Source organism: Pseudomonas sp. AC229 (assembly GCF_979254655.1).
This window is the reverse complement of sequence record NZ_CEEDHK010000016.1, coordinates 46,161-66,885: the sequence shown is the minus strand read 5'-3', so window position 1 is coordinate 66,885 and position 20,725 is coordinate 46,161. Positions and strand designations below refer to the sequence as shown.

Sequence of the window (20,725 nt, the reverse complement as noted above, 5' to 3'; positions counted from 1 at the left end):
CTCACTGAACTGGCACCACGCCCACCAGGAGCTGCCCAATGGCCACCGATTACCATCACGGCGTCCGCGTCCTCGAAATCAACGAGGGCATCCGACCCACTCGCACCATCGCCACCGCCGTGGTGGGCATGGTCTGCACCGGCAGCGATGCCGATGAAGCCACCTTCCCACTCAATAAGCCGGTACTGCTGACCGACGTGCTCACCGCATCCGGCAAAGCAGGCAAGCTGGGCACCCTCGCCCGCAGCCTGGACGCCATCGCCGACCAGGCCAGCCCCGTCACCGTCGTGGTACGCGTAGAGGACGGCGTCGGCGCCGATGCGTCAGCGAAAGAGGCCGACCAAACCTCCAAAATCATCGGCGGTGTAACCGCCCAGGGCCAATACACCGGCCTCAAAGCGTTGCTGGCGGCCGAAGTGCAGCTCGGCGTGCGCCCGCGCATTCTCGGCGTACCTGGTCTGGATAACCTCGCCGTTACCACCGAGCTGGCTGCCATCGCCGAGAAAATGCGCGCCTTCGCTTACGCCAGCGTCTGGAACTGCCAAACCGTTGCCGAGGCCACCGCTTACCGCGATGGGTTTGGCTCGCGTGAGCTGATGCTGATCTGGCCCGACTTCGTGAACTGGGACACCGCAACCAACAGCAACGCGCCGGCCTCTGCCGTAGCGCGTGCTTTGGGCTTGCGCGCCAAAATCGACGAGCAGATCGGCTGGCACAAAACCCTCTCCAACGTGCCGGTCAACGGCGTGTCGGGCCTGTCGAAGGACATATTCTGGGATCTGCAAAACCCAGCCACCGACGCCGGCCTGTTGAACGCCGCCGACGTCACCACCCTGATCCGTCGTGAAGGCTTCCGCTTTTGGGGCAACCGCACCACCAGCGCCGACCCGTTGTTCGCCTTCGAGAACTACACCCGCACCGCTCAAGTGCTCGCGGACACCATGGCCGAGGCGCACTTTTGGGCCGTGGACAAACCCATGCATGGCAGCTTGGTGAAAGACATCGTCGCCGGCGTTAACGCCAAGTTTCGCGAGCTGAAGACCGGCGGTTACATCATCGACGGGCAATGCTGGTACGACCCTGCCGCCAACGACGCCACCAGCCTCAAGGCTGGCAAATTGTTCCTGGACTACGACTACACCCCGGTCCCGCCGCTGGAAAACCTGCTGTTCCGCCAGCGCATCACCGACCGCTATCTGATGACCTTCGCCGAAACCGTCAAGGCCTAACCCATTCACCTGCGCGGCCTCGGCCGCGCCGTAGGAGAGCACCACCATGGCGCTGCCCAAAAAGCTCAAGCACATGAACCTGTTCAACGACGGCAACAGCTACCAGGGCGTAGCCAAGTCCGTCACCTTGCCGAACCTGGCCCGCAAGATGGAGGCCTTCCGAGGCGGTGGCATGGACGGCCCGGTCAAAGTCGACCTTGGACACAGCGACGACGGCATCGAGCTCAAATTCACGCTGGGCGGCTGGGATCTGACCGTTATGCGCCAGTACGGCACGGTACGCGCTGACGGCGTTCCCTTGCGCTTTGCCGGCTCGGTTCAGCGCGATGACACCGGCGAGATCAGCGCCGTCGAGATAACGGTTCGTGGCCGACATGAAGAAATTGGCTTCGGCGACGCGGCCCCTGGTGAAGACACCGAGCACGAAATCACCACCACCTGCACCTACTACAAGCTGACGGTAGATAGCGTCGACATCGTCGAGATCGATCTCCTGAACTTCGTGTTCATCGTCGACGGCGTCGATTTGCTCGCCAAGCATCGGCAGAACATCGGCCTGTAACCCGGGCATTGGTCGCACCCCATTCACAACCACGCGCCGCGCGTTGCGGCGCAACCCCTTTCCCCAAGGAGCCGCATCATGGAAAAGACCGAAACCCTCGAAGCCGTGGCACTCGCAGCACCGGCGAAAAACCCCAACGAAGAAATTATCGAACTGGACACGCCCATCGTTCGCGGTGACACGAAGATCAACCAGGTGATCCTGCGCAAACCCCTCAGCGGCTCGCTGCGTGGCGTCACTTTGTCGGACCTGGCACAGATGGACGTACTGGCGCTTCGCAAGGTACTGCCACGAATCTCGACCCCGGCGCTCACTGAGCATGAAATCGGCTTGATGGACCCGGCCGACCTGCTCCAGTGCGGCGTGGCGGTCGCAAGTTTTTTACTGACGAAGTCGGCGCGGGAGGGTGTCCTCGTTGCGTAGAAGACGCCATGGCCGACCTGGCCATGGTCTTTCACTGGGGGCCGGCGGAGATCGATCCGCTGTCCCTATCTGAACTGATGGAATGGCGCGAACGGGCCAGGATTCGCTGGGAGAAAAACCATGGCCAATGATCTGAAGATGCAGCTCGTGCTCCAGGCCGTGGACCGCGCTCTTCGACCTATCCGCGCCATCACCCGGGGCAGCGTCGGCCTCGGCCAGGAGCTCAAGCGCAATCGCGACCAGCTCAAATCCTTGCAAGCGCAGCAGTCCGACATCCGCAGTTGGACGATCATGCGCAACGCCAGCGCAAAGACCGGCTCAGAACTTGAGGACGCCAAGGCGCGCGTCAAAGCCCTCAGCCGCGCGATGGCGAATACCGGCGTGCCCACGCGGGAAATGGTCGCGAACATGCAGAGCGCGATGCGCGTCGCCTCCGACCTCAAACGCAAGCACCAGGAGCAACAGGTTCAGCTCCAAGGGCTTCGCAACCGGCTAACTGACGCCGGCATAAGCACCAAAAATCTGAGCGGCCACTCGCGCGAACTGAAGCAGCGAATCCACGAAACCAACGAGGCAATCAGCACACAAGGCAAGCGTATGCAGGCCTTGGTGCAGCAGCAGAAACGCCTCGCTTCTGCTCGAGCACAGTTCGACAAATCCCAACACCTGGCAGGCAGCATGGCCGCTGGCGGTGCTGCTGGATTAGGCACTGCATATGGAATCTCGCGACCGCTGAAAAGCATCGTCGACGCGTTTGCTCCAGCCGAGAACGCAGCCACGCAACTTAAGGTGTCGATGATGGACGCCACCGGCAAAGTGCCGGAAGACTTCAAGCGGATCAGCGATCTCGCCACGACGTTGGGTGATCGCCTGCCAGGCACCACCGCAGACTTTCAGGAAATGATGACGATGCTCCGGCGCCAAGGCCTGAGCGCTGCCAACGTGCTGGGCGGGACCGGGGAGGCGGCGACCTATCTTGGGGTGCAGTTGCAAATGCCGGTGACCGCTGCGGCTGAGTTCGCCGCCAAGATGCAGGACGCCACTCGCACCAGCGAGAAAGACATGATGTCGTTGATGGACACCATCCAGCGCGGCTACTACCTCGGCGTCGACAGCGGGAACATGCTCCAGGGCTTCAGCAAGATTTCCCCGGTCATGGACATCATCAAGAAGCAGGGCCTGGAAGCCTCCAAAGTGCTCACCCCTCTCCTGGTGATGATGGACCAGGCCGGCATGGAAGGCGGCGCAGCAGGCAACGCCTACCGGAAGATTTTCCAAGGGGCGATGAACAACGACAAAATCCAGCAAGCGCTGGGCGATTTGAAGGTGACCAAGGGCATCAAGTTGCAACTGGATTTCACCGACGGCAAAGGCGAGTTCGGCGGCATCGAGAAAATGTACGCCCAACTGGAAAAACTGCAGGGGCTTACGACGGAAAATCGCCTGGCTTTGCTCAAGCAAATGTTTGGCGACGATAGCGAGACCATCACAACCCTCAACACCATGATGGCAAAGGGGCTGGGCGGCTATAACGAGGTGGCGGCCAAGCTTTCCGCCCAGGCCGATCTGCGCACCCGTGTGAATGAGCAGCTCGGCACGCTGACCAACATGATCGAAGCCGCCGAAGGCAGCTGGACCAACGCCATGAGCGAGATCGGCGAAACAATCGCGCCAGAGCTCAAAGACCTGATCGAGGGCATCGGCGAACTCGCCGTCAGCGTAAAGAACTGGGTAAAAGAACACCCGGCGCTGACCGCTGCCATCGTCAAAACGGCGGCGGGGTTGGCCTTGCTGCTGGCTGTGGGTGGTGGGCTCATGCTCACGCTTGCCAGCTTCCTCGGCCCCTTTGCCATCGTCCGCTACGCGCTCACGCTACTGGGCATCAAAAGCTTCGGCGCCGTTGCGGCGCTAAAAGGATTGGGGAGCGCTTTCCTGTGGGTAGGCCGTGCGGTGCTGTGGATCGGGCGCGCCCTGATGATGAATCCCATCGGCTTGGCGGTGATGGCCATCGCCGGTGCGGTGTACCTGATCTACAAGTATTGGGATCCAATCAAGGCGTACTTCCTCGGCCTTTGGGAAGAGGTCAAAGCAGGCCTGAGCGGCGGGTTTGCCGGGATCACTGCGCTAATACTTAACTTCAGTCCGTTGGGGCTGTTTTATCGCGTGTTCGCCGGCGTGATGAATTACTTCGGCGTTGAGATGCCGGCCAAATTCAGCGACTTCGGTTTGATGCTTATGCAGGGCATGGTCCAGGGCATCAGCGAAGGGTTAGGCAAGGTGAAAGAGGCCATCACCGGCGCCGGTGAGTCGACCATTAACTGGTTCAAGGAAAAGCTGGGCATCCATTCCCCGTCTCGCGTTTTCGCCAGCCTCGGCGGGTTCACGATGGCCGGCCTGGAGCAAGGCCTCCAGAACGGTGAAAAGGGTCCGTTGGCGGCCGTAGTTGAGATTGGCAAAAAGCTCGCAGCCGCCGGCGCCGTCACCCTCGGCGCTGCGGGTTCGGCGCTTGCCATGGATAACCGTCCGCCGTTAAGCGCAATCGGCGGAGGTGGTGCCCCAGCCGTCCAGCAGGCCGCTCCGATAACGATCAAAGTGTATGCGGCGCAAGGAATGGATGAACAAATGCTCGCGCGGCTTGTGGCGGCGGAAGTCGCCAAGGTCCAACGCGGTGACCAGGTGCGCCGCCGCAGCGCACTGAGCGACCAGGAGTAACCAGACCATGATGATGGCACTCGGCATGTTTGTATTCGGGCTGCCTACCCTCGCCTACCAGGAGCTGCAACGCAGCACCGAATGGCGGCACAGCTCGACCAGCCGCATCGGCACCAACCCTGCCAGTCAATTCCTGGGGCGCGGTGAAGACACCATCACCCTGCCGGGCTCATTGCTGCCAGGCCTCGCCGGGTCTCCCCTCGGCCTGGACTCGCTCAGAATGATGGCGGACACCGGCAAAGCGTGGGCACTGGTGAGCGGCACCGGCAAGATTTACGGCGCCTGGGCGATCACATCCATCAGCGAAACCCAGCAGATTTTTTTCGAGGACGGCACGCCGCGTCGCTACGAATTCACCATCAGCCTCAAGCGTATCGACGACGGCCGCATCGACATGCTCGGCACGGCAACCGGTGTGCTTGGCGGGCTGCTGCGCCCTATCTTGGGTGCGCTGCTTTGAGCCTTCTGAGCCAAGCCGCTGGCCTGCTCGATCAGGCGGCCCAGCGTTACCGCGAGGTTACCGCCTACGCCAAGCCGATTTGCCGCGTCGTGGTCGCTGGCAACGACATCACCGCCGCAGTGGTCGAGCGCCTAATCAGCATCGAGCTCACCGACAACCGAGGGATGGAGGCGGACCAGCTCGACATCGCGCTAAGCGACCATGACGGGTTGCTGGCAATACCACCCCGTGACGCCGCCATCGATCTTTGGCTTGGGTGGGATGACACGGGCCTGGTCTACAAAGGCCGCTACAACGTCGACGAAACCGAGCACAGCGGAGCGCCTGATACCCTGAACATCCGCGCCCGCAGCGCCGACCTGAGCGGCGGGCTGAAGGTGAAGCGCGAGCGCTCTTGGGACGCCACGCCCCTTGCCACCATCGTCAGCGCTATCGCGACCCGATACGGCCTCACCCCGCTGATCAGCGCTGCGCTTGCCGGCCTCGACTTGGCGCACCTGGATCAAGCCAACGAGTCGGACGCAAACCTGCTCACCCGCCTCGGCCGCGACCACGACGCCATCGCCAGCATCAAAGCCGGCCGCCTGTTGTTCATGCCTACCGGTAAAGCGGTGACAGTCAGCGGCCTGGAACTTCCACACGTCACGCTGACGCGCGCCGATGGCGACCAGCACCGCTACCTACAGGCGAGCCGCGATACCTACACCGGCGTGAAGGCGTATTTCTACGACGTGAACAGCGCGAAAAAACAGGAAGTGTTCGCCGGCGGCGGCGAGAACATCAAAGAGTTGCGCCACAGCTACACCGACAAGGCCAGCGCGCTACGAGCGGCACGGTCGGAGTGGAGCCGATTGCAGCGAGGGACGGCGACATTGAGCTATACGCTTGCCAAGGGACGACCGGATCTGGTGCCCGATCAGACCTACAGCCTGACAGGGATCAAAGCGGAAATTGCGGAAATCATCTGGCTCGGTGGAAACATTCGCCACAGCTTCACGCCTGAGAGTTTCACCACTGCGCTGGAGCTCGAATCGCAGTTACCGGAAGGCGACCTGGACGAACTGGCGGACCACGACATCAACGATGGCTTTACGGGGTTGGTTGCCTGGTATCGCGACCCAAAAACCGGGGCACAGCACAAGCTCACCGAGGGTGACCAGACCGAGCCGCGCCGGCTGACGCATCTCTATCAAAGCAAAGCCAACGCAAAGCGGGCGCTGGATCGAGAGTGGTTACGTCTCAAAGAAAAGCAGCTCCCCGTCAAACAGTGACTATGTGTTTGTTGATGTGGCATTTAATACACTTTGCACCAGCGAAGGTGTCACTGCACGGCCTTGCAAAGCGTACAAAATTTCTTGCCGCACCGCCCCTCCGTAGCCGCCCTCAGCGAGCTTTGTGATCGCACGCACCATAACTTCCGCCGCCTCAGCAGCTTCAGCTTCTTTATCGGCAAGTGCTTGCCGAACGATATTCATATCCCCTTGTAGGCTTAAAACCTCGCCAGTTTTTTCTGCCAACTCTCTCTGGAGATGAGACAAATCGAAATTGACCCTTTCTAATTTGAACTCTGTTTCCGCGAATTTTTCGGCGCGTTTGATCGCCAACTGCAACTCCGCTTCAGAATTTGATCTTTTTACCTTCATCTCTTCTACTTTCTGTTCCATCTCCTCGATTTTCCGTACCTTGCTTTCTCGATCTAAACGCCACCCGCTTTCTTTAAGAGCAACCTCATCGAACGTAAATACTTTTTTCCGAAGCACCCACTGCTGCATCCTCAATAATACGTTCTGACTAAAAAGAGTCCAAACGGAAACTAGCGCAGAAGGAAACGGCAGTATAAAGATATAAACCAGAGCGACAGCGAGCGGAAGACCATAGGCGTATTTAGCATTCGCAAGGTTGCCATGGAGATAAAAATCAACCTGCGCGATTTTTTCATATACTTTTAAATCCGAAAAAAAAATTAGTGGAATCCGATAATTTAGGAATATCCAAGAGAGAATATATGCACCGATGAGCGGGCTATTCAGGCGCTCATTGATGTGAGTTCGTACGCTGTCTAAAAAGCCTTCCATTGCGCTACCCCTTCGAAATTATAAAAAGCTGTGAATAGCTCACCGGCCAACCACCTGGCACGGTCCAGTTTTCATTAGATATTTGGATCACGTGGACAAGAGGACCGTTGAGCATTGCGGCCAACTCCTTAGAAGACTTAATCTGCGGCCCTTCCAAAGGGGCAGGCAATACATTCATACGTGGAAGAAAAACGCGGACGCTCTTACCAGTGAAATATGCTTGCCCTAGATCCTTCAAATAAACCACGAGCTCAATCAAAGAATTCTGCGTGGTCTCCAAGGTTTTTATTAGCCCCTCGGAGGCTTCATACGCGTTGTAAACTCTCGTAGCACCAACCATGTCGGCTATTTGGTGAACCGTCAGATTTTTATGACTATTTCTTGGATGCGCATGTCGCGCAACCCAATACTCACTCATAAGGTCTCTGCGCTGTTCGATTTGATTGCCTAAGCTGCGATATAAGTTAACCGCTGCAAACAGCTTAGAATTAGCGTTTGTAGCTCTCAAACGAACGAACAACCCGAAGATGCGCTTATCTATTTCAAGATCATATGAACGAAGAGAATAACCCATATGGGGAATTGACAAAAATCGCCCGGACTGCGACTCAAAAGGTCGGATAATTTTTTCAGTGATCCCAGCAACGTCTTCGATCATTGCAGTGATGGCGTACATAGCCGATACGTAAATCTCCGCAGCCTGCTCCAAGTCTTGCTGCCGTTTTTGCTTTTCGGAAAAACCATACGCACAAATGGCGCCCGCTGCCGCACCGGCGAAACCGGCGACAATAGGACTTACGTAGTCCTTAAGAAAACCGTAATGGTCTGGACTTACAAGAGATACTGTGCCGTCGCCAAGTGAGAAATAAATTAGTGTAGTAAACAGAGTGAAGACAAATCCAACAAATGCGCCAATGCCAAAATGAATCATCTATTTTTCTCTGAGCGGATGCAGAGTATAAAGCCCCGCAAGTGCGAGGCTCCGTTAAGTCAGTCGGTGGGATTCAGTGTTTGTCTTGCTCGGGCTTTCATTGCCCTAACCATGAAGGATTGGTCCGGCCCCTCCAACTGGCGGTAATACCTCAACATCAGCCGTTCCTCTGGCGTCAACGGTTCCACATAGCGCTGCTCAACCCAATCCGCAGGTTGGTTTACCGCAGCCTCCGTTACATCGGCACTCATCTGCATACTCCTTAATGGCAGTGAGCGACAAGCATCCAAATAATCCGCAGCTCATTGCCACACAATCGCACGCTGTAGCGCCTTTTAGCCCTCTTGGCTCTGGTGCCGCCCAGCCATCTCGGCCAAGGCCAGCACCATTTTGGTCGTCCCAGCCCGATCCGCTAGCGGCAGTTGGCGGTAGCGGTTGAGGAGCTCTAGCTCCTCATCAACCAATACATTTTCACTAACAGGCTTCTTCTCCCCCGTTATGACGTACAAAACGTCAACCCCATGTTGCGCGACAGCAGCCAAGTAGGCCGCGTCAGGAAACCGCTCGCCTTTTTCGTAATTGCCTTGGGCGTTGGCTTTTACGCCACCAAGCTCTCCGAAAGCCCCTTGCGACAACCCCAGACGCTCTCTCTCTTCGCGCAAGCGCTCGCCAATTACACTCATTTGGATGGTATTTCCCAGTTGACACCACTCTTTTGAGTGGTAATCTTGGCGTCATTGAACGCTTTTGAATGGATTTGAATGATGCACGCCACCCGAACACCAGCACAAGCCAAGGAATGGCTCCAATCGCAGGGCAAAACCGTCAAGGAGTTTGCCGAAGCGAACGGGCTTGATCAGTTCACGACCTATCAAGTCTTAGCCGGCACTAAAAAAGGCAAGCGTGGCGAAGCCCACCGCGCCGCCGTTCTGCTGGGTATCAAGGCGGGCACGGTCGCACATTAGTGCGCCCGTTCCAGGGGAGAAACGAGAAGATGACACGCCCAGTTCTTGATAGCCGCCGCAAAGCCGTAATGGCTGCCGTTGCCGCCTTTCCAGGCGGCAGAGAATGCGCCGCTGCGCACCTTTGCCTGGACCTCAAACAGTTCGACAACAAGGCCTACGAAAACCCGGGCCATCGCCCTCTGACTGACGCGCAAGTTCGCCAGCTCGAACGCGTCAGCGGCACCAACATTCTCGCCGACTACATGGCTGGTCTCTACGGCGGTGTCTTTGCACCGATGCCAGAGGATGGCCACGTCGACAACCTCGACCTGTACGCCCGCTCGCTTGCCACCGACGTCGCGGAAGGCAAGGTCGACCAGATCATTTTCAAAGCCTTGGCAGATGGTCGACTTGATGAAGGCGAGCTCGCTGACATCGTCGCCGCTCACCGTCGGCACCTTGCAGCAAGACACGCCGAAATCGGCGCCGTGATTACGTTGCACCGGAAAAATCCGGGCAACCAGGACCAGTAGTAGACGCAGGAAGCGTCGCTTTTTTTGGCGAAAGCCATTGGCCGCGTTAGCGGCCGGGGAGAGAAACGATGAGCACCAACCATGGCGGCGGGTACAAGGCCCTGTGTCCTGCCTGCGGCAGCCGAATGCGTATTCGTAATTCGGAAGAGCAAACACCCATTTTCAAAACCATGTACGGCGAGTGCACCAACCTCGGTTGCGGCGCGACCTACGGCGGCTCCCTCTCATGGGAATACGAGCTGAACGCCTCTGGAATAGACCGTCCCCGCGTCAGGCTACCCGTCGCACCGTCGGTTAAGCGAATGCAGGCTTTCCGCGACAGCGCGGTGAAAACCAACCAGCTCGACATGCTCGCCGTCTTGGAGGCCTGACTATGCAAACCATCACGCTCACGCGCAAGCAACTCGATGACTACCGCACCGGCATGCAGCGCAATGCGGCAGCCTTTGTAGAACTACACCAGCAGGAACACCTCAACGACGACGGCCTTTTCGACCGCACCGTCAACCACCTGGTGAACGTATGGGGTGTGCCGGTATTCATGGCCGGGCGCCTAGTGCATTTAGCGATGACGGACCGCCTACCACGGGGCAAGTCGTGGATCGGCGTAGACGTCTCCAGCGGTTCGGATCTTTGCTTGATTCGGGACTACCGCATCGGGAAAACCTATCCGGTATCGGCACGGGTTCTACCGCACCGTTTCCTGCACTCCCCGGCCGACACGGCCGCTCTCTGACCCTTTAACCGCCCTGCCCCACTCCCGTGGGTTTGGGGAAGTTTTATCCGCAATTCGAGGTGCCGCCATGCCAAACGCCGTTGCGTTTCAGTTGGACATGCCCAAGCCGGTCGCAGTGGCGTGGCTTGGCAGCCTGCGCGCAGAGCTCCGCAAGGGCTTCTTGGAGCATTGGTACGACGACCGCTACCGCGACGTCCCCGAGGGCTTTAGAAGCCGCCGCATCCTCGACGATTACCCGGCCCTCGCCGGCCACAAACGCACCATCGGCGCGCTGCAAGCCGCCCTTGCCGCCAACTAGTAAGGCAGTTCCATGACGATGCACGAGAGATTCAGGGGCGAGGTGCTCCGCCGCATTGAGGCTGACTTCGGCCTCAAGCACATGAGCGGCACCAATTACATGCGCAAAGGCACCTGCCCTGCGCCTGGCTGTGGCAAGAAAACCCTTTATACCTTCCACGATTCACCGTGGATGTTGATCTGCGGCCGGCCTGAGAAGTGTGGCCACCGCGTCCACGTCAAAGATCTGTACAGCGACCTGTTCAACGACTGGAGCAAGCAGGCGCCGTCTACTGATGAGGATCCAACCGCTACCGCCCGCGCTTATTTGGAGATGGCTCGCGGCTTTCGCATCGAGCTAATCGCCGGTTGGTTCACGCAGGAAAACTACTGGAGCCGCGACATTAGCGCGGGCACAGCAACCGTCCGTTTTCCCTTGGACAAAGGCGGCTACTGGGAGCGTCTGATCGACCGCCCCGAACGCTTCGGCAAGCAGAAAGCGCGTTTCAAGCCAGGCGAAAGTTACAAAGGCGTGTGGTGGTGCCCACCTTCGCTCGACCTGGTGCAGGTCCGCGAGCTGTGGATTGTCGAAGGCATTTTCGACGCCATAGCGCTGCTCCACCACGACGTGGCGGCTGTGTCCATGATGAGCAGCGCCCCATGCCCAACCGAATCACTCAAGTCGCTTAAAAAGGCCTGCCAGGAAGCTGACAAGCCCCTCCCCCGCCTGATTTGGGCGCTCGATAACGAGCCGGTTGCTAAAGCCAACATGCGTCGATGGGCGAAGGAAGCCCGCGACATGGGCTTCAAGTGCGGCGCGGCTGTGATCCCGCAACGGGGCGCGAGAAAACTTGACTGGAACGACCTCCATCAGCGGTGGACGTTTATCGAAGGCGCGGACGAAAAAGCGAAGCGCATCGAGCTCGACCTCGACGAAGCGCGCCATCAAGGCGACCTGCTGCTGGCCGAGTCAGCAGAGGAAAAAGGTCTGCTGATGTACAGCTGGGACGAGCGCAAGGAATTCCACTTTACGTTCCACTCCCGCCTGTACTGGTTCCGCCTGGATATGGAGCGCTACGAGCGAGCCACACGCGACCTGGAGAACGACGAGTCCCACGAAGCGCAACAGCTCAACGAGAAACAAGTCCGCGAGAAAGCGCTCCGCCAAGCGGGATGCGTCACGCGCATCGCCAACTGCAATTTCCAAGCGCTCTATTTCATGCGGAACGAGCAGACGGACGAGGCCTGGTACTACTTCCGCGTTGAGCGCCCGGAAGCTCCGACCATCAAGAGCACATTTACCTCTGCGCAAATTTCCTCAGCGCCTGAGTTTAAGAAGCGCTTGCTCAACGTGTGCAACGGAGCCCTTTTCTCCGGCACCCCGCAGCAGCTTGAGCGAATGCTGGAAAACCAGCTCGACATCCTGAAAACCGTTAACACCATCGACTGGATTGGCTACGCCCGCGAGCACGGCGTTTACGTGTTCAACGACATCGCCATCGCCGGCGGCAAGGTCCATAAGCTGAACCAAGAAGATTTTTTCGACATCGGTCGGCAGAGCATCAAATCGCAGAGCCAGTCGCCGGTGCTGCACGTCAACCCCGAGCTGAGCGACTACAAAGAGGAATGGTTCGACCTGTTCTGGCGCTGCTTTGGCGTCCGTGGTGTCGTCGTGTTGGCATGGTGGCTGGGGGCGCTTTATGCGGAGCAGATCCGCCAGTTACACAAGTCCTACCTGTTCCTTGAGCTGATTGGCGAGGCTGGCGCCGGCAAAACCACTCTGGTGGAACTGCTGTGGAAGTGTACTGGCCGCACCGAATACGAAGGCTTCGACCCATCCAAAGCGACCGCTGCAAGCCGCGCGCGCAACTTCGCCCAGGTAGGCAACCTGCCGGTCGTATTGATCGAGTCGGAACGCGAGCAGAAAGAAGGCGCCCCGGTTAAACACTTCGACTGGGACGAGCTGAAGACCGCATACAACGGCCGCAGCGTCCGCTCCACAGGCGTGAAAAACAACGGCAACGACACCCGCGAACCGCCGTTTCGTGGCGCACTACTCATCGCCCAAAACAATGCGGTCAATGCCTCCGAGCCGATCCTCCAGCGCCTCGGCCATGTGCACCTAACTCGCGAGCACCAGACGCCGCAATCCAAAGCCTACGCCGAGCAGTTGGAACGCATGCCCGTGGAGCAGCTCAGCGGCTTTTTGGTCAAGGCCCTGTTACCTGAGGCGCAGATCGTCAAGCTGATCGATGAGCGCACCTCCGGCTACGAGCAGCAGCTCCTGGCTGTACCGGGGATCCGTACCGTCCGTATCGCCAAGAACCACGCCCAGTTGCGCAGCCTGATCGACGCCTTGCAGCTGGTGGTGCCGCTGGACGACGACAAAGCCGCGCTAGTCCACGCGGAGGTCGAGCAAATGGCGCTGGAACGTCAGCAAGCAATCAACGCCGACCACCCGGTAGTCAGCAGCTTTTGGGAGCTGTTTGAGTACCTGAACGGCCCGCTCGACGAGCCAGGCGGCCAACTGAATCACTCCCGCAAGAACAGCTTCGTCGCCTTCAACCTCAACGAGGTGATCGAAATGGCGGCGAACAAGCGGCAGCAGGTTCCGCTCATTCACGAGCTCAAGCGCCTGCTGAAAACCAGCAAGTCCCCCAAATTTTTGGATAGCAACAAACCGGTTAATTCGGCGCGCGCGACAGACCTGTCGGGCGCTGCCAAAACCGTCCGCTGCTGGGTGTTCCAGCTCGCGTGACAACTCAACCAGGGCGCGGCAACGCCCCGGCCCCTACCCCAAGGAGAAGCACCATGCACAACAACAGCTACCCCGACCGCGCCGGCCGGCGCGAACGTCTCGCCACGCTGGCCGTCAGCGGCGCGTCCCTGGCCTTGCTTATAGCGGCTGGCTACTACGCGCCGGCTCTGCTGGCGGCAGCCCTTCACTGACCTACAGCCCGGGCGCGGCAACGTCCGGGCAATCCACTCAAGGAGAAGCACCATGAAAGCGGAAATAGAAAGCGGCGTTCCTGCCAGCGAAAACACGATGCGCAAGTTCGGCAATTTGGAGTTGCTGCTGGCGTTCGAGGATTGGGCGCTACCGCGCGGCTATGACTTAGGCCGCCGCACCGGCACCACCGCCGAAGACAGTCAGTTTCTCAACGTCGAAACACAGGCTGCCTGGCTTGGGTTTGAAGCCGCGCACGGCCCGGACGGGTGCAAACCGTTCGGTCAGCAGCTGTATGCGCGCATCAAGAAAACCAGCCGGTACGCCCATCAGACAGAAAAGCTATTCCCGGTGCGGGTGGCCGCAGCACCGTACGACGCCTTTGTCGTTCATGGCGGACCGGGCGGCCTGTATGCCCTGCGGGACGTGAACTTCTACGTCCTGGTCGACGGCAAGCCAATGAAGATCAGCTAACCACGGAACAAGCGGCGCCCCGGGGCGGCAACCCCGAGGCGTTCGGACAAGGAGAAGCACCATGCACCACCTTAAAAAACACCATCGCTGGCCATTGCTGGCAATGGTCGCCGCACTCGCGGGGGTTACGGCCACTTCGGTGGCGCTGGCCATCGCGGCGCTGATCGAAAACGCCTTGATCGCCGCTCTGTTTGCATCGGCGGCAGTGGTCCTGGATCTGTTCAAGTACATCGCTTGGCCGCTGGCCCTTGGCCTGATTGCAACACGCCGCACCGTTTGTGCACTGCTGATGATGGCTTGCGCGACGGCACTGGGCGGCGTCTCCGGCTGGGCAAGTTACGACCGGCTGATGAGCTCGATCATCACCAGCCGTGCCGAGCACCAGGCGCACCAGGAGCAACGTCAGATCGATCTGTTGGAACAACGCGACGCCGACGCCGCACGCATTAAGCAGCTCGACACTGATGCTTCCACCGCCTACCAGCAAGCCCAGGCGCTACGGGACCGAGGAATGGTCAGCCGCGCCCTGGAATTGGAGACGGCCGCCATGGCACGCATCGACGCCGAACGTGAACACGCCCAGGAGCGTAGAGACCTCGCCTCGCAAGAACTCACAGCCCTACTCGCTAAACCAGCCAAAGCCGCCGGCCTACCGCTGTATCTGGCCCACCTCCTCTGCCTCGGATTCGCCGCAGCACTTGAGGTAGTGCCCGCACTGATCCTCGCTGCGCTTCGCAGCCCCATCGTGCAGGAGCGTGACCCGGTAGCGGCAATAACGGAGCAGGAACAGTCCCGGGAGCGCGATCAGGAACGGCCGGAAACAGGGGCGGACGAGGCCGCAGAGCCAGGCATACCGCAACAGCTACGGGAGCTCATCGCTAGTACGGAGGCCGGAGCAAAAGTGGCAGTGAGGCAGGTATCAAAGGAGCTGCGGATAGGCAGCACTAAGGCCACCAAGTTGCTACAGCAGGCCGCAGAAATGGGCCTATTGATGAAGACCGCCGGCGGCTACGTCGCGGCTTAAAGAAGTTGGCCCCGCCAAGCGGCAACTCGGCAGGGCCTGACCAACCCCAAGGAGAAGCACCATGCAAGTGAACCCCCAAGAAGTCGGCGGCGAAAAGCGTATCACGCAAACCGTGGCCTTAACTCGTATCCCTAACGCAGAAACCACCCATGCCAAGGTGGCGTATGGCTGACCATGAAGAACGCCAGCACATGCTGGCCTGTGAGGCCCGCTACTGGCTCCGGCGTGGGTTTACCACCTCGGAGAGAGTGGCGGAGCTGGAACAAATGCTCGTTAAAAAGCGGGGATCCGTGGGCGTCGCCAGCTTAGTTGACGAAATGCGCCGTCAGTGGGGAGCGCGTCGGGACTGGCTCGGGAGGGAACAATGATCAGAAGACGGATAAGCGGCATTCACTCGCCGTCGACGCACTGGGTGTCAGTGGTGATAATACTGGATGTGCAACCAGTATCTTTTCGCCATGTATTTCGATGTTCTTGCCCTCAATGTTCGCGGCCGTCCGTTATCAGACAAGGAGCGACGTTCGATGCCGCGCATCCGTGCGGATATCTATATTCACGCCGCCCGATGCGAACCGCTGGCCCGGGAGTCGCTCCAGGCGTGCGCACACAATCTGCACCACACTTCCAAAATCGCCCTTTCACCGCTTTACGACGTGAGAGTGGATGGAATGGCGACGCTGGGCTTGGTCATATCGGGCACAGAATTCATCGACGGTCAGGCCTTTCCTCAGGCCTGGCATTGCAGACCGCTCGAGAGAACGTTTGTGATTCCCTGGACCAGTTGCGCTCGATCATCTCTGGACGGATTGATTTAAACCGAGAAGGTGGCGCCGGCGTTTCTCGCTTATTACGTGTGCCGCTCGGCCTTATGCTGGGGACTGGGTATGAGTGAGGCCCCGCGCATGCTGACATTTGAAGACCTTAAACGCATCACCGGATACACCCGGCGCGCTGATGTGGAGCGAACCCTGCACGAGCAGGGAGTTCGCATATTCCGTGGCCGAACGGGACCATGGACCACCGTGGATTTGATCAACCAGGCCGGCGGCCTAAGGCCGGTCTCGGCGGAGAAGTACGGCGCAGAGATTCTATGAGGCGAGCAAGGAAGCGTAAGCACAACCCGCACATTCCCAAGCACATCGATCAGGCCGCCCTTCCGGCGGCCGTTTATTTTGACCACCGTGGTAATGGGGTTTGGTACACCCTGCACTACGACGAGGGGGGCAAGCAGCGGCGCCAGAATATTGCCCCGCCTTCGGTCACCCTGTCTGAACTGCACCGACTAATGGAACAGCGCGCCGGCATCGACCGAGAAAGCCTGCGCTATTTGTGCGAGCAGTTTCACGCAAGCTCACAACTGAAGCGGCTGGGCCTGAAGACGCAGAAAGATTATGAATACTCGCGAAACGTGCTACTCGATGTACCCACCAAGCTGGGCAAGCCACTCGGGGAGCTGGCGGTCCGAAAATTCACCTCGGCGTTGATACAGCGGGTGATCGACCGGATCGCCGACGACGGTACGCCATCTAAAGCGGCACACGCACTGCGATATTTGCGGCGCGTAATGCAGTGGGGGCGTAACCGTGGCTATTTGGAGACAAACCCTGCTCAGGGTATTGAGGCACCGGTCGAACGCAAGCAGCGAAGATTGCCGAAGCCGGCAGTCATGGCTGCACTAATCGCCAGGGCCCGTGAATTGGGCCAACTGGCGCGAAGCCAACCAGGTGCGTGCCCCGAATACCTTTCCTATGTGATGGAGCTCAGCTATTTGTGCCGCTTGCGAGGTATCGAGACAGTCACGTTGAGCGACGCAAACGAACTGGAGGAAGGGGTGCTGACCAATCGGCGGAAGGGCAGTCGCGACAATGTCGTACGCTGGACGCCGCGACTTCGTGCCGCTTGGGACGGTGCAAAGGCTTACAGAGCGAAGGTGTGGGCCAGGACCAAAGCCCCGATGCCCATCCTGGCGGAACGGCGTTTCATCATCGTCGCGGCTCACGGCGGCGCGTTACAGAAATCGAGTCTGGATACCGCCTGGCAGCGGTTCATCACTAAAGCCATAGAAGCGGGAGCCATCGCCGAGGCGGACCGCTTCGCGTTGCACGACCTCAAGCGCCGGGGCATAACGGACACTCCTGGCAATCGCGCAGATAAGCAAGAGGCGAGTGGCCACAGAGATGGCTCTATGATGGATGTGTACGACCACAGCGTTCCTATCGTCGCGCCGTCCGCCGACTAGACGAGCTGCCTGAACAGCCCACGTCACGCATATCTAATGAGGCGCAAGGGACTGCAATGGATGTGAGTGCTATTGGCTAGAATCTGGTGGTTATTGAGAGGCAGCTGTCGGCCAGAAGCAGACATCGAAATCTCCTGCCGGACGCTATCCCCGTAGGGTGTGCGATGCGCACCGAAGCGATCACCGATCTGGCTTGGTGCGCACAGCGCACCCTACAAAAAGCGACCTTGCGTTTGTATCGTAAATATCAGTTTCTAGCTGCTCGCAGCTTCTCGCAAACGGCGGCAACCGGCCGGTTTTTCTGAGCAGTCCAGGCTCGCCCCCTATGGGATATCGAGTCCAGATGTGCAGATGCACGCATCAAGCGCTTGATCTGGGGACTCACGTTCATACAAGGGCAGCCGAAGCTCCAGGGCCGTGGCAATCACGTCGAGGCTGACATCTTTAAACGTGACGACCCGATGTCTCTCGGCATCGGATGTGTTCTGCGACGTGGCTGGAGAATGCTCTATCAAGTGAAACTCATACGGGGATAAACCCGCCTTAAAATGCGGATGTCTCGACAGCGATTCATCTGTGATGTTCAGAATTCGATGTTCGATCAGTTGCTTGAACACCACGACCGAAAACCATCCATCGATCTGGTCTTCGAAGCAAACATAAAGATGCCCATTAGCTATCCGAGTCGCTGGATGTGCCTAGGTAGGAAACCTTGGGGCGTCGTTTAAAATATGAGCCTTGGCTGTTCGATTATTGAGAGTTGAGGCCATGATCAATCCGAGACGTGAATCGTGAAAACCGGGACACCGGACTAATCGAGCTGCTCAGGTGAATCTGCCAAGGTAGGCGACCGTCGCAGTGCTTTCAGGCACACGCACGACAGGTTTGATCCGAGCAGAAGTAGAGCGTCGGTCAGCCCAGACTGCATCAGCCGCAAAAGGGGACAGGTTGAACCACCCCCCTATACCCCGCGTCATTACTTACAGTCAGCAAGGAAACTTGCCAGATCTCTTCCGGTGTCCGAAAGCATCCGATTATCGGCAGCACCACCCGTTGCACCAGCCAGCGCAAAGATCCCGCCATACTCCATCGAGTTGTGATAGATGTGAGTTTCATGCACGATTTTCTTCGCAGGGTACTCGTAGAAAGTGACTTTCAACAGAACGGCTGAACTTCCGGCGGAGGGACCTGAAGCAAATCGTTTTTCCCCGTTGACATACTTTATCTTTTCAACTACTGGAACAATTACCAGACCGCGCGCCGCGTCAACAGACTCCGCGGCATGGATGTTTTCAATAAACGATGCCCGTACTGCAAGCTCTTGGTTAAAGACCTCTTGTATTCGTTTTATTGCCCGAACGTTTTCTGCGTCGCTTTTGTAATCAGGATGGACGTCTATAGGGGCAACCATCACTTGCGAGTAACTTGAAACCTTGAAGCCGGGCGGTAGCCTTGTTTCTTTCGGCGCGTGAATATTTGTTTTCGCGCAGCCCGCGAGCACAGCCGACAACATAACCAGAAAATAAACACTGCGAAAATTGCGGCTCTCTATTCTTGTTCTTCTGACTTTGGATATATCGAACATCTACCGCTCCTTAGCGATTGCGCGTTGTGATCTGTAGCGCCGTGTGGAAGGTCGCGATGATAAGCGCTCAGTTAGGCACATAAACGTGCGCGTGGATTTATTTTTGCAGCGCCCTGTCTATAGGGGTGAACATTCGGACCCGGGAAAATAACTCTACAGCTTCTGCCCGTTATTCGCGCAGTGACTCTGCCCACTCTTTTCCGCGTCTCGATAGCCCCTCGCTACCCGGCTGGCGAACCCCCAGCCTGGGCAACTGCTGCAACGCACGGTCGAGCAGCGCGCGAGTGCGTGGTCTGCGCAAAATGCTGATGAAAACAAAGCGGACATATTTATTAAACGACTCTAAATTAGAGCTATTAAATAAAATCTGCCCCCCCTTTGTTGCACAGGTCGACATTTCTACAGGCGCTGCTTATGAGCATGCGAAAGGCAGTAATGGGCCGGTAGCTTCCCGCCGTGAACGGCGGCAAAAATCGTTCAGGAGCGGACGTTGACGGTCCGAGCGCAAGGGAACAAAGGGGACGGATCTATTAAACGACTCTAAGTTAGAGCTACTTAATAAATCTGCCCCCTTATCACTGCTAATGACAAGCATATATAAACCAACTTCCACGCAAAGCCTTATAACTACAACCTACATCCGTACTCATCAGCAATTCGTCCCCCACAACTCCTTGCGCTCGCGGGCGATTAGGAAATCTCGTTCCAGGCACATACAAGATCGCATCTTTAACCAATGGAGGTTGTGGAAAATAAATATAGCCCATCCTTAACCCAGCGTATCCTTTGACCCTTGACCGCCAAAAATTAACAGCACCGTACTTGCACTCTAGCGCTCTCCGTTCTTGCGCAAATGCGGATATTGTTTTACCAGCACCAGTGCCAGAATCATTTGAAAGCGCATACAAATGGCGCTCCAGGCGACGCGCTTCATCAAATGCCTTATCGGAGAACGGATCGGGGAGCCAAAGTGTAGGACCATATTGACTCACACTCACAAACTCCATCCTTCCTGAAAACACAACACGCGAATGAGCATCTAGGTCTCCGGGACAGCTATCCCTATTATCGTTAACGACACGCTCGAACTCGGCAAAGTGCTTTTCAAACAAAGCAATCATTTCCGCATCACTTTCATTCGGACTGAACGTCCTCAACGCCGCCCCGGTGAAAAACCAATCATCTACAACAGCTATCGCGCCGGAGAGGCTGTCTTCCTTCCAAAAAAACAGACCCACCCCAACTGCTGCCAGCAAATACCCGCCTACAGCCAAGAGCAAAATCCCTAAAGATATCTTTTTGATCATTGATGTTCACCACTCAAAGACTCATTGACTGAACAGCGAAAATGGCAGAGTTTTTATTTACTCTGCTGTAAACCTAGGCGCATCGTAGGCTACAGAAAAAGGGGACGGATTTGTTAAAAGCCTGTAATTAGAGCCGCCTAATAAATTTATCCCTTTTATTTTCGCTAATTAGAGCCACTTAATAAATCTGTCCCCTTTTCGCTGCTCACCATTCGACGCGTAATTGACAGGGTGGTCCGAGGTTCAGATTCTGAGTGAGCCCTTGAGG

Annotated in this window: 26 protein-coding genes; 20 read left to right on the top strand and 6 right to left on the bottom strand. The window is 57.8% G+C overall.

From position 1 onward, the window contains the following. Positions 1-38: 38 nt before the first annotated feature. From AC0IW7_RS20895 to AC0IW7_RS20865, 7 genes are all read left to right on the top strand, one after another. Positions 39-1,229 carry a phage tail sheath protein gene (locus AC0IW7_RS20895; RefSeq protein WP_471820562.1) on the top strand — a complete coding sequence of 397 codons (1,191 nt, stop codon included), beginning with the start codon at positions 39-41 and terminating at the stop codon, positions 1,227-1,229. A 46-nt stretch (positions 1,230-1,275) separates the two neighbouring features. Continuing rightward, positions 1,276-1,791 carry a phage major tail tube protein gene (locus AC0IW7_RS20890; protein ID WP_471820560.1) on the top strand — a complete coding sequence of 172 codons (516 nt, stop codon included), beginning with the start codon at positions 1,276-1,278 and terminating at the stop codon, positions 1,789-1,791. Positions 1,792-1,869: 78 nt separating this feature from the next. Further along, positions 1,870-2,214 carry a phage tail assembly protein gene (locus AC0IW7_RS20885; RefSeq protein WP_463541985.1) on the top strand — a complete coding sequence of 115 codons (345 nt, stop codon included), beginning with the start codon at positions 1,870-1,872 and terminating at the stop codon, positions 2,212-2,214. An 8-nt stretch (positions 2,215-2,222) separates the two neighbouring features. Then, a complete protein-coding gene (locus tag AC0IW7_RS20880; protein WP_463541984.1) occupies positions 2,223-2,345 on the top strand; it encodes a GpE family phage tail protein in 123 nt (40 codons plus the stop codon). Beyond that, positions 2,335-4,926, top strand: coding sequence for a phage tail tape measure protein (locus AC0IW7_RS20875; protein ID WP_471820558.1), 2,592 nt, complete (start codon positions 2,335-2,337; stop codon positions 4,924-4,926). Before AC0IW7_RS20880 ends, AC0IW7_RS20875 begins: the two co-directional genes overlap by 11 nt. A gap of 7 nt (positions 4,927-4,933) precedes the next feature. Further along, complete coding sequence (locus AC0IW7_RS20870) at positions 4,934-5,386, top strand: phage tail protein (protein WP_471820557.1); 453 nt, start codon at positions 4,934-4,936, stop codon at positions 5,384-5,386. Beyond that, positions 5,383-6,657 (top strand): phage late control D family protein, encoded by a 1,275-nt coding sequence (locus AC0IW7_RS20865; RefSeq protein ID WP_471820555.1) that lies wholly within the window; start codon positions 5,383-5,385, stop codon positions 6,655-6,657. Before AC0IW7_RS20870 ends, AC0IW7_RS20865 begins: the two co-directional genes overlap by 4 nt. On the opposite strand, the gene AC0IW7_RS20860 is transcribed toward AC0IW7_RS20865, so the two are convergent. The 4 genes from AC0IW7_RS20860 to AC0IW7_RS20845 all read right to left on the bottom strand — a co-directional run bounded on the left by AC0IW7_RS20860 (position 6,658) and on the right by AC0IW7_RS20845 (position 9,075). Further along, positions 6,658-7,461 (bottom strand): hypothetical protein, encoded by an 804-nt coding sequence (locus AC0IW7_RS20860; RefSeq protein ID WP_471820553.1) that lies wholly within the window; start codon positions 7,459-7,461, stop codon positions 6,658-6,660. It abuts the gene before it with no gap. A 4-nt stretch (positions 7,462-7,465) separates the two neighbouring features. After that, positions 7,466-8,392, bottom strand: a complete 927-nt coding sequence (locus AC0IW7_RS20855; protein WP_471820551.1) for a hypothetical protein — start codon at positions 8,390-8,392, stop codon at positions 7,466-7,468. A gap of 59 nt (positions 8,393-8,451) precedes the next feature. Further along, a complete protein-coding gene (locus AC0IW7_RS20850; protein WP_471820550.1) occupies positions 8,452-8,643 on the bottom strand; it encodes a hypothetical protein in 192 nt (63 codons plus the stop codon). An 84-nt stretch (positions 8,644-8,727) separates the two neighbouring features. Further along, positions 8,728-9,075: a helix-turn-helix domain-containing protein gene (locus AC0IW7_RS20845; RefSeq protein WP_471820548.1), complete on the bottom strand. Its 348-nt coding sequence runs from the start codon at positions 9,073-9,075 to the stop codon at positions 8,728-8,730. An 81-nt stretch (positions 9,076-9,156) separates the two neighbouring features. Between AC0IW7_RS20845 and AC0IW7_RS20840 the strand changes: the two genes are divergently transcribed. The 13 genes from AC0IW7_RS20840 (at position 9,157) to AC0IW7_RS20780 (ending at position 17,565) form a co-directional block, all read left to right on the top strand. Continuing rightward, on the top strand, positions 9,157-9,357 hold the full coding sequence (locus AC0IW7_RS20840) for a DNA-binding protein (protein WP_471820546.1): 201 nt from the start codon (positions 9,157-9,159) through the stop codon (positions 9,355-9,357). Positions 9,358-9,386: 29 nt separating this feature from the next. Continuing rightward, complete coding sequence (locus AC0IW7_RS20835) at positions 9,387-9,869, top strand: YmfL family putative regulatory protein (protein WP_471820545.1); 483 nt, start codon at positions 9,387-9,389, stop codon at positions 9,867-9,869. A 68-nt stretch (positions 9,870-9,937) separates the two neighbouring features. Then, positions 9,938-10,240 (top strand): ogr/Delta-like zinc finger family protein, encoded by a 303-nt coding sequence (locus tag AC0IW7_RS20830; RefSeq protein ID WP_463541976.1) that lies wholly within the window; start codon positions 9,938-9,940, stop codon positions 10,238-10,240. A 2-nt stretch (positions 10,241-10,242) separates the two neighbouring features. After that, a complete protein-coding gene (locus tag AC0IW7_RS20825) occupies positions 10,243-10,605 on the top strand; it encodes a hypothetical protein (protein WP_471820544.1) in 363 nt (120 codons plus the stop codon). A gap of 67 nt (positions 10,606-10,672) precedes the next feature. Further along, on the top strand, positions 10,673-10,903 hold the full coding sequence (locus AC0IW7_RS20820) for a hypothetical protein (RefSeq protein WP_471820542.1): 231 nt from the start codon (positions 10,673-10,675) through the stop codon (positions 10,901-10,903). Between the two features lie 18 nt (positions 10,904-10,921). Next, on the top strand, positions 10,922-13,639 hold the full coding sequence (locus tag AC0IW7_RS20815; RefSeq protein ID WP_471820700.1) for a toprim domain-containing protein: 2,718 nt from the start codon (positions 10,922-10,924) through the stop codon (positions 13,637-13,639). 53 nt (positions 13,640-13,692) lie between these two features. Further along, positions 13,693-13,830: a hypothetical protein gene (locus AC0IW7_RS20810; protein WP_471820541.1), complete on the top strand. Its 138-nt coding sequence runs from the start codon at positions 13,693-13,695 to the stop codon at positions 13,828-13,830. A 52-nt stretch (positions 13,831-13,882) separates the two neighbouring features. Further along, positions 13,883-14,302, top strand: coding sequence for a hypothetical protein (locus tag AC0IW7_RS20805; RefSeq protein WP_471820539.1), 420 nt, complete (start codon positions 13,883-13,885; stop codon positions 14,300-14,302). A gap of 61 nt (positions 14,303-14,363) precedes the next feature. Further along, positions 14,364-15,326 (top strand): hypothetical protein, encoded by a 963-nt coding sequence (locus tag AC0IW7_RS20800; protein WP_471820538.1) that lies wholly within the window; start codon positions 14,364-14,366, stop codon positions 15,324-15,326. Between the two features lie 149 nt (positions 15,327-15,475). Continuing rightward, on the top strand, positions 15,476-15,694 hold the full coding sequence (locus AC0IW7_RS20795; protein WP_471820537.1) for a DUF7696 family protein: 219 nt from the start codon (positions 15,476-15,478) through the stop codon (positions 15,692-15,694). Positions 15,695-15,850: 156 nt separating this feature from the next. Continuing rightward, positions 15,851-16,141 carry a hypothetical protein gene (locus AC0IW7_RS20790; RefSeq protein WP_471820535.1) on the top strand — a complete coding sequence of 97 codons (291 nt, stop codon included), beginning with the start codon at positions 15,851-15,853 and terminating at the stop codon, positions 16,139-16,141. A 69-nt stretch (positions 16,142-16,210) separates the two neighbouring features. After that, complete coding sequence (locus AC0IW7_RS20785) at positions 16,211-16,420, top strand: hypothetical protein (protein ID WP_471820534.1); 210 nt, start codon at positions 16,211-16,213, stop codon at positions 16,418-16,420. Continuing rightward, positions 16,417-17,565 (top strand): site-specific integrase, encoded by a 1,149-nt coding sequence (locus AC0IW7_RS20780; RefSeq protein ID WP_471820532.1) that lies wholly within the window; start codon positions 16,417-16,419, stop codon positions 17,563-17,565. Before AC0IW7_RS20785 ends, AC0IW7_RS20780 begins: the two co-directional genes overlap by 4 nt. 976 nt (positions 17,566-18,541) lie before the next feature. On the opposite strand, the gene AC0IW7_RS20775 is transcribed toward AC0IW7_RS20780, so the two are convergent. Together AC0IW7_RS20775 and AC0IW7_RS20770 are read right to left on the bottom strand one after the other, a co-directional pair. Then, positions 18,542-19,150: a hypothetical protein gene (locus tag AC0IW7_RS20775; RefSeq protein ID WP_122453453.1), complete on the bottom strand. Its 609-nt coding sequence runs from the start codon at positions 19,148-19,150 to the stop codon at positions 18,542-18,544. 581 nt (positions 19,151-19,731) lie between these two features. Further along, positions 19,732-20,457: a hypothetical protein gene (locus tag AC0IW7_RS20770; protein WP_471820530.1), complete on the bottom strand. Its 726-nt coding sequence runs from the start codon at positions 20,455-20,457 to the stop codon at positions 19,732-19,734. Between the last annotated feature and the right edge of the window lie 268 nt (positions 20,458-20,725).

Coding starts and splice junctions, on each gene's coding strand:
- AC0IW7_RS20895 (WP_471820562.1), top strand. CDS start 39: ATGGCCACCGATTACCATCACGGCGTCCGCGTCCTCGAAATCAACGAG.
- AC0IW7_RS20890 (WP_471820560.1), top strand. CDS start 1,276: ATGGCGCTGCCCAAAAAGCTCAAGCACATGAACCTGTTCAACGACGGC.
- AC0IW7_RS20885 (WP_463541985.1), top strand. CDS start 1,870: ATGGAAAAGACCGAAACCCTCGAAGCCGTGGCACTCGCAGCACCGGCG.
- AC0IW7_RS20880 (WP_463541984.1), top strand. CDS start 2,223: ATGGCCGACCTGGCCATGGTCTTTCACTGGGGGCCGGCGGAGATCGAT.
- AC0IW7_RS20875 (WP_471820558.1), top strand. CDS start 2,335: ATGGCCAATGATCTGAAGATGCAGCTCGTGCTCCAGGCCGTGGACCGC.
- AC0IW7_RS20870 (WP_471820557.1), top strand. CDS start 4,934: ATGATGATGGCACTCGGCATGTTTGTATTCGGGCTGCCTACCCTCGCC.
- AC0IW7_RS20860 (WP_471820553.1), bottom strand. CDS start 7,461: ATGGAAGGCTTTTTAGACAGCGTACGAACTCACATCAATGAGCGCCTG.
- AC0IW7_RS20855 (WP_471820551.1), bottom strand. CDS start 8,392: ATGATTCATTTTGGCATTGGCGCATTTGTTGGATTTGTCTTCACTCTG.
- AC0IW7_RS20850 (WP_471820550.1), bottom strand. CDS start 8,643: ATGAGTGCCGATGTAACGGAGGCTGCGGTAAACCAACCTGCGGATTGG.
- AC0IW7_RS20845 (WP_471820548.1), bottom strand. CDS start 9,075: ATGAGTGTAATTGGCGAGCGCTTGCGCGAAGAGAGAGAGCGTCTGGGG.
- AC0IW7_RS20840 (WP_471820546.1), top strand. CDS start 9,157: ATGCACGCCACCCGAACACCAGCACAAGCCAAGGAATGGCTCCAATCG.
- AC0IW7_RS20835 (WP_471820545.1), top strand. CDS start 9,387: ATGACACGCCCAGTTCTTGATAGCCGCCGCAAAGCCGTAATGGCTGCC.
- AC0IW7_RS20830 (WP_463541976.1), top strand. CDS start 9,938: ATGAGCACCAACCATGGCGGCGGGTACAAGGCCCTGTGTCCTGCCTGC.
- AC0IW7_RS20825 (WP_471820544.1), top strand. CDS start 10,243: ATGCAAACCATCACGCTCACGCGCAAGCAACTCGATGACTACCGCACC.
- AC0IW7_RS20820 (WP_471820542.1), top strand. CDS start 10,673: ATGCCAAACGCCGTTGCGTTTCAGTTGGACATGCCCAAGCCGGTCGCA.
- AC0IW7_RS20815 (WP_471820700.1), top strand. CDS start 10,922: ATGCACGAGAGATTCAGGGGCGAGGTGCTCCGCCGCATTGAGGCTGAC.
- AC0IW7_RS20810 (WP_471820541.1), top strand. CDS start 13,693: ATGCACAACAACAGCTACCCCGACCGCGCCGGCCGGCGCGAACGTCTC.
- AC0IW7_RS20805 (WP_471820539.1), top strand. CDS start 13,883: ATGAAAGCGGAAATAGAAAGCGGCGTTCCTGCCAGCGAAAACACGATG.
- AC0IW7_RS20800 (WP_471820538.1), top strand. CDS start 14,364: ATGCACCACCTTAAAAAACACCATCGCTGGCCATTGCTGGCAATGGTC.
- AC0IW7_RS20795 (WP_471820537.1), top strand. CDS start 15,476: ATGCCAAGGTGGCGTATGGCTGACCATGAAGAACGCCAGCACATGCTG.
- AC0IW7_RS20790 (WP_471820535.1), top strand. CDS start 15,851: ATGCCGCGCATCCGTGCGGATATCTATATTCACGCCGCCCGATGCGAA.
- AC0IW7_RS20785 (WP_471820534.1), top strand. CDS start 16,211: ATGAGTGAGGCCCCGCGCATGCTGACATTTGAAGACCTTAAACGCATC.
- AC0IW7_RS20780 (WP_471820532.1), top strand. CDS start 16,417: ATGAGGCGAGCAAGGAAGCGTAAGCACAACCCGCACATTCCCAAGCAC.
- AC0IW7_RS20775 (WP_122453453.1), bottom strand. CDS start 19,150: ATGTTCGATATATCCAAAGTCAGAAGAACAAGAATAGAGAGCCGCAAT.
- AC0IW7_RS20770 (WP_471820530.1), bottom strand. CDS start 20,457: ATGATCAAAAAGATATCTTTAGGGATTTTGCTCTTGGCTGTAGGCGGG.